Genomic DNA, 12,179 nt, shown 5'->3' with positions numbered 1-12,179 from the left:
AGAGACCCTGTCGGCTCCAGCGGTTGAACCGGTTGTAAATCGTTGTGTAGGGACCGTATTCCGGCGGACAATCCCGCCAACGCGCTCCCGACCGCAGCATGTGTACGATCCCGCTGATCACGCGCCGGTCGTCCACCCGACGTGCACCGCGCCGTCCACGCGGCAGCAACGGCTCAAGACGCTTCCACTCCGCCTCGCTCAACCAGTAGAGTTGCTTGCGCATCAAGGCCTCCTCAAATTAGAGACCTTGAATCACGATTTAGCCCAACCGTGAATCCTTATTGAGTACGGACCCTAGTGCGAAAGCAGGGACGACGGCAGTGTACGCGGCGTGCTGCTGGCGCGTAAGATGCACAAATCGCCTCACACGCCCGCGCAGGCGATCGCCTCACCCGACCCGTCGTCCTCCAATACCGCCACTGCTGCGGCGCGGCGGGTCAGCACGGCGCGCTGGTTGATGTAGCCCTTGTCGGTGATCTCCCCGCCGTCGACCGAGGCGGGCTCGGCCAGCAGCAGCGCACGGGTGGCATGGCCGGAGGAATGGCCGCCTTGCGCCTTGAGCCGTGCCAGCCCCTGCCCGATCGCGGAACGGACCGCCAGATGGCCGATCACCTCGCTCGCATCGGCGCTCTCGGGCAGCCCTGCCAGCGAACGGCAGGCGGCGAGGTTCGGAAACACCAGGAAGCGCACCTCGTCGCGGCCATGGCCGGTGACGACGATGTCCTGCGCGAGCGGCGCCAGCCCCGCGATGCCGGCGACGCGCAAGGTGCCGACGCTGACCCAGGTGCCGGAATTGAGCTTGAAATCCTCCGCCACGCGGCCGTCGAAGAACAGGCCAAGTTCAGGCCGTGCGGGATCTGCGAAGGTGACGGCGTCGCCGATCTTGTAAAAGCCCTCGTCATCAAAGGCCTCAGCGGTCAGCTCGGGCGCCTTCCAGTAGCCCGGCGTGACGTTGGGCCCGCGCACGCGGACCTCGAGCTTGTCGCCCGACGGCACCAGCTTGAGCTCGGTGCCGGGAATCGGCACGCCGATATTGCCGGAGCGTTTGGCCAGGAAGTGGCAATCGGTCGCGAGCGGCGAGGTCTCGGTCGAGCCCCAGGCCGACACCATCGGCAGCCGGCGGCCGACAGTCCGCAGCGACAAGTCCTCCAGCGCGTCCCACAGATTCTGCGGCAGCGCCGCGCCGGCATAGAAGGCGAATTTGGTGTCCTCGAAGAATTTTCTGCGCAGTTCCTCGTCGGTGCGCAGCGCCGCGATCAGCATGTCGAAGCCGCGCGGCACGTTGAAATAGACCGTCGGCACCACGCTGCGCAGGTTGGCCAGCGAGGTCGCGAACAGCCCGGGCGCCGGCTTGCCGCCGTCGATATAGAGCGTGCCGCCGTTGCGCAGCACCAGATTGAAATTGTGGTTGGCGCCGAAGGTGTGGCTCCAGGGCAGCCAGTCCAGGATCACCAGATCATCGCGCGACTGCTCCAGGAACGTCCAGGTCTGCGCCTTGGCCTGCTGGCTCGAGGTCAGCATGCGCTGGGTGTTGATCACGGCCTTCGGCGTCCCTGTCGAGCCCGAGGTGAACAGGAATTTTGCGATCGTGTCCGCCGTCACCGCCGCGAACGCCCTGGCGACCCCGGGCGCTTCCGGCGTGGCAGCGACGGTGCGGAACGGCAATGCGTCGGCATCGTCGGAATTGCCGCTGACGATGGTTGCGCGATGCAGCGGCTTGACTGCGGCAAGCGCCGCCGCGAACGGCTTTGTGCTCGCGACGTAGATCGCGCCGGGGTCGAGCAGCTCGATCATGCTCTTCAGCTTGTCGAAGTCTTTCGACATCAAGGAATAGGCCGGCGAGATCGCGGCCGAGGGCACCCCGACATGCTGCGCGGCGAGCGCAAACAACGCGTGATCGATGCCGTTGTCGGAGAGGATAACGAGCGGACGTTCAATGCTCAGCCCCTGCGCCAGCACCCACGATGCGGCCCGCCGCACGACGCCGAGCGCGTCGCGATAGCTAACGGTGCTCCAGGGCGCCTCGGCATTGGCGCGCTCGCCGAGAAAGATGCGATCCGGTGCCTGCCGCGCCCAATGCTCCAGCCAGTCGCCGACGCAGCGGGCGCCCTGCTTCAGCGGCGTGGTGGAGCGGACCAGGATGCTGCCGTCGTCGCGGCGATCCGCAACGATCGCGGGCGTCGCGAACAGGCTGCCCGGATTGTCTCCGCTGGCGGCGGCCATCGTCATGGTTTCCTCCTCGCCCAAGTCTTGTCACCCGTGTCTTATCGGGATCGCGCTGCAACATGGTGCGGCGCCGCGGTCCCGGCCAGGCTCTTTGGTCATAATGTTGCGGACATCAATTGTTGTCGTCAACAACAATCTTTCCCTCTCGCCTTGGGCGCGCTAGCCTTGCGGTCATGGCAGGCCAGCAAAAGACATCGCGCAAGGTGGCAGGAACGGCAGCAGCAATCCGCCCCCGGGTGCACACCGCGAATGGACGGGCGCCCAACGGCGACGCCGGCGACAACATCGGCCTCGACGCGCTGGTCGGTCACGCCGGCTATGCGGTGCGCCGCTTCCAGCTCTGGATCTTTCAGGACTTCATCAAGACGCTGGCGACGGTCGATATCCGCCCAACCCAGTACTCGGTGATGACCGTGATCGGGGCCAATCCGGGCCTCAGCCAGATGGCGGTGGCAAAGCGGCTCGGGATCGAGCGCGCACGGCTGGTGCATCTGCTCGACAGCCTGGAAGACCGCGACTTCGTCAGCCGCGTCCCCTCCGCGACCGACCGCCGCTCCCACGCGCTGCATCTGACGGCGCGCGGCAAGACCGCGCTGGCGCAGTTCAAGCGGCTCGCCGCCGAGCATGAGCGGCATGTCGCCGAGAAGATCGGCAAGGAAAATCGCAAACAGCTGCTGCAGATCCTCGCCTGTTTCACCTGACCTCGCGACGAGATTTCGGCTTGACCAGATTTGCCTTTAAATTGGGCAGATACTCTCTCATACCGGCCTGCGCCCGTTCCCGACGAGCATTTCAAGCAACTGATATTGTGCAATAATCCGCCGCGCGACGGACGCGAGCGAATTGTACACAATGGCACATTGCTTGCTTCGATCAGGCTGCAATTCCCTTGCGGATGGCGTCCGACGCCTCCCGCTCACGAGATGAGGCCAAGCACGTGACTGAAACTGTCGCCGCGATCGTCGCCGCGCATCGCGCCGGGACCATGACCCCGGCCCAAACCGTGGCGCGCAGCTACCAGCGCATCCGCGAGCACAACGATCCCGCCATCTTCATCAGCCTGCGCGACGAGAAGGATGCGCTTGCCGAGGCCGTGCGGCTCGCCGATCCGACGTTGCCGCTCTACGGCGTGCCGGTCGCGGTAAAGGACAATATCGATGTCGCGGGCCTGCCGACCACCGCCGCCTGCCCGGCGTTCGCTTACACGCCGGTGAAGGATGCCGCAGCGGTCGCGAAACTGCGCGCGGCCGGCGCCATCATCATCGGCAAGACCAATCTCGACCAGTTTGCCACCGGCCTGGTCGGCGTGCGCTCGCCCTACGGCATTCCCAGGAACCCGGTACGCCGCGATCTGGTGCCGGGCGGATCGAGCTCGGGCTCCGCGGTCGCGCTATCCGCGGGCCTCGTGCCGCTGTCGCTCGGCACCGACACCGCGGGCAGCGGCCGCGTGCCGGCGATGCTCAACAACATCGTCGGGCTCAAGCCGAGCCTCGGGTTGATCTCGACCACCGGCGTCGTGCCGGCCTGCCGCACGCTCGACTGCGTCTCGATCTTCTCGCTCACCGCAGACGACGCGCTGGCCGCGCTCGCCGTGATGGCCGGGCGGGATGACGCCGATCCGTACTCGCGCGACCGACCGCTGGCCCCGCTGGCAAGCTTTCCGGCGAAGCTGAAGCTCGGCATTCCCCAAACCGGCCAGTTGAAATTCTTCGGCGATCACGAGGCCGAGAAGGCCTATGGCGAGGCGTGCAAGCGCTGGCAGGCGCTTGGCGCCGATCTCGTCGCGTTCGACCTCGCACCGTTCTACGAGACCGCGCGGCTGCTTTATGAGGGCCCGTGGGTGGCGGAACGCTATCTCGTGATCCGCGACTTGCTGGCGTCGTCGCCCGAGGCGGTCCATCCGGTGACGCGCGAGATCACCGTCGGCGGATCGCGCCCCACCGCTGCGGACACTTTCTCGGCGCTGTACCGCCTTGAGGCGCTGCGCCGCGTCGCCGAGCGCAGCCTCGCATCGCTTGATGCGATCGTGCTGCCGACCGCCCCGACCGTCTATTCCACCGCTGACGTGCTCGCCAATCCGATCGAGCTCAACTCGCGGCTCGGCACCTACACCAATTTCGTCAACCTGCTCGATATGTGCGGCCTGGCGCTGCCGGCAGCGATGCGGCCCGACGGCGCGCCGTTCGGCATCACGCTGCTCGCCCCCGCCGGCCGCGACGCCGAGCTTGCCGGCATCGGCCGCCTGTTTCACGCCGACACCGGACTTACCCTCGGCGCCAATTCACTTCCGCAGCCGCCGCTCACCGCCATACCGACGCAGGCCGGCTCCGACGACATCACCATCGCGGTGGTCGGCGCACATCTCTCCGGCATGGCACTGAACCACGAGCTGACGACGCTCGATGCGCGCCTGCTGGAAGAGGCGGTCACCGCGCCGGATTACAAGCTCTACGCACTCGACACCACGCCGCCGAAGCCCGGCATGCTGCGCATCGAGGCCGGTGCCGGCGCATCGATCAAGCTCGAACTGTGGGCGATGTCACCGGCAGCATTCGGAACATTCGTCGCCGCGATCCCGCCGCCGCTGTCGATCGGTACGATCAGACTCGCCGACGGACGGCAGGCGAAGGGCTTCATCGTCGAGCCCGCCGCGATCAACGACGCGAAGGACATTTCCGCCTATGGCGGCTGGCGCGCATTCATGGCGGAGAGGGCGAAAGCGTAGCTGCAGCGGAAGTGCGCTCCCTCGCCCCGCCCTTGCGGGGAGAGGGCGGGGGTGAGGGGCATCTCTCCGCGCGGCGGACTATCGAGAGACCTGTACCCCCTCACCCGTATTGCATCTGCGATGCAATCCGACCTCTCCCCGCAAGCGGGGCGAGGCAAGAAGAAGAAGCTACACCGACACCGCATAGGTCTCGTATTCCCCGCGCACCTGCTCGATATGGGCGCGCATCGCCGCGGCGGCGCCTGTCTTGTCGCCGCGCATGATGGCGACGACGACGCGGTCGTGCTCGGCGTGGGATTTTGCCAGACGGCCGAGGTTGCGGAACTGGGCGCGGCGGAACGGCTGCACGCGCACCCGCGTCGCCAAGGTGATCTCGGCGATGTAGGCGTTCTGCGAGCCGGCATAGATCGCGTTGTGGAAGCGCTCATTGACCTCGTGGAACCGCTCGGGATTGCCGGTGTAGCTCAGCACCCGCAACTCCTCGTGGATCGCTTCCAGCGCGTGGCGCTCCGCCGCCGTCATCCGCTCGGCGGCGAGGCCGGCGCAGATCGCTTCCAGCTCGGCCATCGCCTCGAACATGCCGGTGAGCCGTTCAAGCGAGGGCCGCGCCACCACGGCGCCGCGATGCGCGCGGGCATCGATCAGGCCACTGGCGGCAAGCTGCCGCAGCGCTTCGCGCACCGGGGTGCGCGAGACGTTGAAGCGCCGCGCAAGGTCGGTTTCATCGAGCCCGGCCCCCGGCGGCAGCGTGCCGCGCACGATCTCGTCGGCAAGCTGCAGCCGCAATTCCTCGGCGCGGGTGACCTTGTCGACCAGCGACGACGGCCGATCGATGCGGCGCACCGTCATCTCGGATTCTGCGTCCTGCGGCAGATCGTCCAGGCTCATCCTCGATCGCCCTTCAAGCACCTTTGGGTTCATCGATGACGCTGACATGGGCCGCGACGATTCTCCAGCCCTCGGGAAAGCGAATCCACGTCTGCATCTGCCGCCCCACTCTACCCGGTGCGCTGTCCCGGTAGAACAGCGTCGAGGCGATCGCGGTGTCGCGGCCATAGGTCGTGATCACGGTCCGCTCGATCTTGCGCATCAGCCCGACCGGCGAGCGTCCTGCGCGAAACGCCATGATCTCGGCATAGCCATAAAGGTTCTCGCCAATGCCGTAGCGCAGCGTGCGACTGTCGTTGCGGAACAGCTCGTCGAGCACCGCGACGTCGTTCGACACCAGCGCCTTCTCATATCGCTGGAACTGCGCGGTGACCTCGGCGACGACGTCGGGAAGATCGATATCCATATCAGAGTCCTCTCGGCGCCGGCGCGGCCGCAACGCCCATCTGTTCCAGCGCATAGGCGACCCGCAGCGCGACGTCCTCGCGCCAGGGCGCCGCGATGATCTGCACGCCGATCGGCATCGGCTCAAGCGGCACCGGCACGGCGACCACCGGCAGACCGATGAAGGAGATTGGCTGGGTGTGGATGCCGATATTGGCGCGTACCGGAAGCTCGACGCCGTCGAGCGTGAAACTGGCCTGGCCGATCTTCGGCGCGGTGCATGGCGTCGCCGGCGCCAGGATCACGTCGACCGACTGGAACAGCTCCATCACCTTCGCGCGATACCAGCGGCGGAATTTCTGCGCCTTGTCGACATAGACCGCCGGGATCATTGCGCCGGCAACGAGACGGTCGCGCACCGCCGGATCGAAATCGTTGGGACGCTTGCGCAGGCGATCGAGATGCAGCGCGGCACCCTCGGTCGTGGTGATGATGTAGGCCGCAGCGCGGGCCCGCGCAGCTTCGGGAAGCTCCACGACCCGCGTGGCACCGAGCGCCTTCGCAACACGCGCGACCGCCTCTGCCGCCTCCGGAAACAGATTCTGCTGGAAATAGCCGCCGGCGATCGCAACCCGCAGCCCGCCGATATCATTGGCAAGCAACGGCACGGTCGGCTCGACCGACTGCACAATGCAGGCCGGATCATCGGCATCAGGCCCCTGCATGGCGTCGTAGGCGAGCGCGAGGTCCTTTACACTGCGCGCCAGCGGGCCGAGATGATCGAGGCTGGCGACGAACGGATAGGACCGCGCGCGCGACAGCCGGCCATAGGTCGGCTTCAGGCCGAACGTGCCGCAGAACGACGACGGCACGCGGATCGAGCCGTTGGTATCGGAGCCGAGCGCGATCGGCACCAGCGCGCCGCCGACGGCGCTGCCGGAGCCGCCGGAGGAGCCGCCGGTCATCCGCGCCGGATCATGCGGATTGCGCGACGGGCCGTCATGCACGTTCTCGCCGGTGAAGTCGTAGGCGTATTCGCCCATGTTGAGCGCGCCGACCAGCACCGCACCGGCCGCTTCCATCCGCTCGATCAGCGTCGCATCGCGCGACGACGGCGGCAGGTCGCGGTTGATCTTCGAGCCGGCGCGGGTCGGAAGACCCTGCACGTCGAACAGGTTCTTGACCGCGAAGGGGACGCCGGCGAGCGGGCCGACCGGTTGACCGGCGGCGATCGCGGCATCGACCGCGCTGGCCCCGGCACGCGCGCGATCGGCGGTGACGTCGGTGAAGGCATTGAGGACCTTGTCATGCGCGGCGATCCGCGCCAGCGCAGCCTCAGTCGCAGCGAGAGCCGTGATCTTGCGGCTCGATACCGCCTGCGCGATCTCGGCGGCCGACATGGAAGCGGGTGCTTCGGACATCGCGATCTCAGGTCGAATAGACGGCGGCCGACACGACGTCGTCCGGCAGCGGGAAGTCATCGACCAGCCGCGCCAGCCGCAGCGAGACGTCGAGATTGGCGCGCACCGCGGGACGCCAGGCGTCCTCCAGCGGCAACGCCATCGCGCGGGCGACGGCGTTCATGTAGTCGTCGAGATGATCAGTCATTTCGCTCCCAATAACGATTTTGCGCATGATCTCCGCGCAAACGCGTTCCGCGTTTGTCGCGAGGAAAACCGGTCCCCACTTTTCCGGATCATGCGTCAAGACACCGGCAGCGGCGGATGCGGGATCGCCGTCAGCAGCTCCCTTGTATAGGCATCCTGCGGATTGCCCAAGACGTGTTCGGAGGTGCCCTGCTCCACGATGCGACCGGCGCGCATCACGATGACGCGATCGCACAGCAGGCGCACGACGTTGAGGTCGTGCGACACGAACAAATAGCTCATGCCCATCGACTGCTTGAGGTCCTGCAGCAAATTGAGCACCACCGCCTGCACCGACACATCAAGCGCCGCGGTCGGCTCGTCGAGGATCACGAGCTTCGGGTGCAGCGCGATGGCGCGTGCGATGCCGACGCGGGCCTTCTGGCCGCCGGAGAGCTGGTGCGGGAAGCGGTCCAACAGATTCACCGGCAGGCCGACCAGCCGCGCGAGCTCCTCGCAGCGGGCGCGGAGCGTGTCGCGCCCCCTGATGTCGCCCAGCTGCATGATCGGGTCCGCGATCGCCCGCGCCGCGGTGAAGCGCGGGTTGAGGCTGTCGGTCGGATCCTGGAATACCATCTGGATCTGGCTGCGTCGCAGCGATCGCGCGAACGACTGCAGCGTGATGCCGCCGATGTCCTCGCCATCGAACATGATGCGGCCGGAGGTCTGGTCCAGCAGCCGCATCACCATCATCGACGTCGTCGACTTGCCGCATCCGGATTCGCCGACCAGCCCGACGCTCTCGCCATGGTCGATCGAGAAACTGATGCCGTCGACCGCGCGGAAGGTCTCCTCCTCGACCGGCGGCTTGCGCCCGAACAGCTTTGCCAGCACCGAGCCCGCGCCCTGGCGCGGGTATTCCTTGACGAGCTTTTCGACTGATAGGAGAGGCTCCATCCGCCCCCTCTCCCCGTTCTTTACGGGGAGAGGGTTGGGGTGAGGGGCCGCATCCGCAGGCACGGCCCGTGGAGGGTCCCCCTCACCCGCCACGCTCTGGCGCGCGAGTGCGCCGCCGAGCGTGTCGGCCTCTCCCCGCACGCGGGGAGAGGCAAGCGAATCCTCCTCCGGCAACAGATCCCGGAGCGACACCCCGAGCCGCGGCGTCGCGCGCATCAGCTTCCGGGTGTAAGCATGCCGGGGCGTGGCGAAGATGTCGGCGGACTTGGCGGTCTCGACCACACGGCCCTTCTCCATCACCACGACACGGTCGCAATAGGCGGCGGCGAGGCCGAGATCATGCGTGATCAGGATCGTCGACATCGCCCGGCGCCGTGTCAGCTCGACGATCAGGTCCATCACTGCCTTCTGGGTGGTGACGTCGAGCCCGGTGGTCGGCTCGTCCGCGATCAGAAGCTGCGGATTGCAGGCCAGCGCGAGCGCGATGACGACGCGCTGGCACATGCCGCCGGACAGCTCGAACGGATAGGCGTGGTAGCGCTCGCGTGCGCGCGCGATCTTGACCTGCTCCAGCGCCTCGATCGCCTTCTCGCCGCGATCGGTGACCTGCGCCTGCTGCACATGCTGGCGCAGCACGTCCTCGATCTGGTGCCCGACCTTGCGGATCGGATTGAGCGCGGCGCGCGGATTCTGGAAGATCATCGAGACTTCGCGGCCGCGCAGATCGCGCATCTGGCTCTCCGAGGCCGCCTTGACGTCGATGCCGGAGAACATCACCGAGCCCTCGGCGATCCGGCCGGCGCGATCGAGGATGCGCATCACGGCATAGGAGGTCACCGACTTGCCGGAGCCGGACTCGCCGACGATGCCGACGGTCTCACCCTTGCCGACCGATATGTTGACGTGCTGCACCGCCTTGACGATGCCGCGGCGGGTGGTGAACTCGACCGTGAGGTCGCTGACGTCGAGCAGCGGCTGGGCGGTCATGCGCACCTCCCCTCATGGGATGCGTCATCCAAAAATCCGCAAAACAACCCCATGCAAAGAAGCGGAGCGGTAGCACGGCACCGGACCGGGACAGGCATCATGTTCTCCGCCTGTCCAGTGCACCCCCTCGCCCCGCTCTTGCGGGGAGAGGGTTGGGGTGAGGGGCATCTATCGGCACGTACAACTGGCTGAGGAGTGCGCGGAGAGCCCCCCTCACCCGGTCCGCTAACGCGGCCCGGCCTCTCCCCGCACGCGGGGAGAGGCGAAGAAAGCGCGCATGCGTTAGCCAGGTCCACATCATCACGTCCTCCGCTGCGGGTCGACGATGTCGCGCAGGCCGTCGCCGAGCAGGTTGAAGCAGAACACCGCGATCATCAGCGCAAGGCCCGGGAACAGTGCGATCCACCATTCGCCGGACACCATGAAGCCTGCGCCCTCGGCGACCATGATGCCCCACTCCGCGGTCGGTGGCCGGACGCCGAGCCCGATGAAGGACAGGCCCGCGGCGTTGAGGATCGCGTAACCCATGGTCAGCGACATCTGCACGATCATGATCGGCATGATGTTGGGCAGGATGTGCCCGAGCAGAATGCGGTACTCGCCGTTGCCGGACAGCCGCGCCGCCTGCACGAAGCCGGCATTGCGGCGGACGTTTGCTTCTGCGCGTGCGACGCGGGCGTAGAGCGGGAAGTTCACGATCGCGGTCGCGATGATGATGTTCTGCACGGTGTTGCCGAGCGCCGCGACGATGCCCATCGCCAGCACGAACAGCGGAAACGCCATGATGGTGTCGGCGATGCGGCCGACGATGCGGTCGGTCCAACCGCCGAAATAGCCGGCGGCGATGCCGGCCAGCCCGCCCATCAGGAACACCAGCACCACGGAGGCGACCGCGATGAAGGTGTCGAGCCGAGTTGCGACGATGACGCGGCTGAAGATGTCGCGGCCGAGCTGATCGGTGCCGAACCAGTGCGCGGCGGACGGCGGCTTCAATGCTGCCGCGGTGTCGGAGGCGAGCGGGTCGTACGGTACGACGTACGGCCCGAACAACGCGGCAAACAGGATCAGGACCAGCAGCGCGAAGGCGAAGCCGGTGACCTTGTTTTCGCTCAAGACGTAGCGGGTCTGTTCCAACGCCGCGGCAAGCCCCGACGTGCGGGCGGGACCTGCGGGCTCGACGGTTGGAGCTACGGTACTCATGCTCTAGCCCTCCAGCCTGACGCGGGGATCGATCACGCCAAAGAGGATGTCGATCACCAGATTGAGCAGCACGTACATGACCGCCATGGTCAGCACGAAACCCTGCACCGGCGCGAAGTCGGACGCGATCAGCGCCTCGACCGCGTAGGAGCCGATGCCGGGCCAGGCGAACACCTTTTCCACCAGCACATTGGCCCCTAGCAGGAACGAGAACACCATGCTGAGCGTGGTGATGACCGGCAGCATCGCGTTGCGGAAGGCGTAAGTGACGATCACCTTGCCGGGCGACAGGCCGCTGGCGCGCGCGGTGCGGACGAAATCGGACGCCAGCACCGCCAGCATCGAGGCCCGCGTCATCCGCGCGATCGGCGCCAGCGAGAAGATCGCGAGCGTCACCGCCGGCAGGATCAATTGGCTGAGCGCCGAGCGAAACGCCTCGAAGTCCCGCGCGATCAGCGTGTCGATGAGATAGAAGCCGGTAACGGTCGGCGGCGCGCTAGCGAACACGTCGAGCCGGCCGAGCGGCGCCGGCGACCAGCCGAGCCGGAAGTAGAACAGATAGACCAGCACGAGCCCGGTGAAGAACACCGGCAGCGACACGCCGGCCGTGGTGGTGACGCGGCAGAGATGGTCGATCCAGGAGCCCGGCCGCGTCGCCGCCAGCACGCCGAGCGGGATCGCGATCACGATGGAGACGACAAGGCCGAGCAGAGTGAGCTCGGCCGACGCCGGCAGGCGGTTGCGCAGCTCGGCCGCCACCGGCTGGCCCGTGGTCAGCGATGTGCCGAGATCGCCGTGGGCGAGATCGGTGGTGTAGCGCACGAACTGCTCGATCAGCGGCTTGTCGAAGCCGAGCTTCTTCCGGATCTGGTCGACCGCCTCCTTGGTGGCCGCGGGGCCAGCAAAATACGCCGCGGGATCGCCCGGCAGCGCACGCGTCAAAAGGAACGTCACGATCACGACCCCGATCAGCGAGGGGATCGCGAACAGCAGCCGCTTGCCGATCAGGGTCAGCATGGCGTGCTCCTAAGCACATCGCGAAGAGCCACAACGGGACTGGAGGGGCTCCCTCCCCTACAAGGCAGGACAATCGCATATGGGCCGCACGAGCTTATCGGCTGGCTTACTTCGCCTCTCCCGCTTGCGGGGGAGGCCGACGCGATCGAAGAGCGCGGCGGGTGGGGGCTCTCTCCACTCAGGGATTCCCAATGTGGAAGCACCCCCAC

General features: G+C 67.0%; 11 protein-coding genes. 2 read left to right on the top strand and 9 right to left on the bottom strand.

Features of this window, described 5'->3' with window-relative positions; all coding sequences use genetic code 11:
- Together J6525_RS44680 and J6525_RS44675 are read right to left on the bottom strand one after the other, a co-directional pair.
- A partial coding sequence (locus J6525_RS44680) for a transposase (RefSeq protein ID WP_225647758.1) occupies positions 1 to 223 on the bottom strand: 223 nt, incomplete at its 3' end.
- A gap of 140 nt (positions 224 to 363) precedes the next feature.
- Positions 364 to 2,223 carry a feruloyl-CoA synthase gene (locus J6525_RS44675; protein ID WP_225649403.1) on the bottom strand — a complete coding sequence of 620 codons (1,860 nt, stop codon included), beginning with the start codon at positions 2,221 to 2,223 and terminating at the stop codon, positions 364 to 366.
- Between the two features lie 176 nt (positions 2,224 to 2,399).
- Here J6525_RS44675 and J6525_RS44670 point away from each other — a divergent pair, with 176 nt between their 5' ends.
- Positions 2,400 to 2,927, top strand: a complete 528-nt coding sequence (locus J6525_RS44670; protein WP_092078576.1) for a MarR family winged helix-turn-helix transcriptional regulator — start codon at positions 2,400 to 2,402, stop codon at positions 2,925 to 2,927.
- A 194-nt stretch (positions 2,928 to 3,121) separates the two neighbouring features.
- Positions 3,122 to 4,951 carry an allophanate hydrolase gene (atzF, locus tag J6525_RS44665; protein ID WP_225649402.1) on the top strand — a complete coding sequence of 610 codons (1,830 nt, stop codon included), beginning with the start codon at positions 3,122 to 3,124 and terminating at the stop codon, positions 4,949 to 4,951.
- A 168-nt stretch (positions 4,952 to 5,119) separates the two neighbouring features.
- Here the strand turns inward: atzF and J6525_RS44660 are convergent, their stop codons facing one another.
- The 7 genes from J6525_RS44660 to J6525_RS44630 form a co-directional block, all read right to left on the bottom strand.
- Positions 5,120 to 5,839: a GntR family transcriptional regulator gene (locus tag J6525_RS44660; protein ID WP_225649401.1), complete on the bottom strand. Its 720-nt coding sequence runs from the start codon at positions 5,837 to 5,839 to the stop codon at positions 5,120 to 5,122.
- Between the two features lie 13 nt (positions 5,840 to 5,852).
- The gene (hpxZ, locus tag J6525_RS44655) at positions 5,853 to 6,245 is read right to left on the bottom strand and encodes an oxalurate catabolism protein HpxZ (protein WP_225649400.1); all 393 of its coding nucleotides are present in this window, start codon (positions 6,243 to 6,245) and stop codon (positions 5,853 to 5,855) included.
- Position 6,246: 1 nt separating this feature from the next.
- Complete coding sequence (locus J6525_RS44650) at positions 6,247 to 7,623, bottom strand: AtzE family amidohydrolase (RefSeq protein ID WP_376708660.1); 1,377 nt, start codon at positions 7,621 to 7,623, stop codon at positions 6,247 to 6,249.
- Positions 7,624 to 7,651: 28 nt separating this feature from the next.
- On the bottom strand, positions 7,652 to 7,831 hold the full coding sequence (locus J6525_RS44645; RefSeq protein WP_018269566.1) for a DUF4089 domain-containing protein: 180 nt from the start codon (positions 7,829 to 7,831) through the stop codon (positions 7,652 to 7,654).
- 95 nt (positions 7,832 to 7,926) lie between these two features.
- Positions 7,927 to 9,753: a dipeptide ABC transporter ATP-binding protein gene (locus J6525_RS44640; protein ID WP_225649398.1), complete on the bottom strand. Its 1,827-nt coding sequence runs from the start codon at positions 9,751 to 9,753 to the stop codon at positions 7,927 to 7,929.
- 300 nt (positions 9,754 to 10,053) lie between these two features.
- Positions 10,054 to 10,953 (bottom strand): ABC transporter permease, encoded by a 900-nt coding sequence (locus tag J6525_RS44635; protein ID WP_057019486.1) that lies wholly within the window; start codon positions 10,951 to 10,953, stop codon positions 10,054 to 10,056.
- A 3-nt stretch (positions 10,954 to 10,956) separates the two neighbouring features.
- Positions 10,957 to 11,970, bottom strand: a complete 1,014-nt coding sequence (locus J6525_RS44630) for an ABC transporter permease (protein WP_225649397.1) — start codon at positions 11,968 to 11,970, stop codon at positions 10,957 to 10,959.
- Positions 11,971 to 12,179 lie beyond the last annotated feature (209 nt).

It is taken from the genome of Bradyrhizobium australafricanum, from assembly GCF_020329495.1.
Taxonomy (GTDB): domain Bacteria; phylum Pseudomonadota; class Alphaproteobacteria; order Rhizobiales; family Xanthobacteraceae; genus Bradyrhizobium; species Bradyrhizobium australafricanum.
This window is presented reverse-complemented; position numbering and strand designations above follow the sequence as displayed.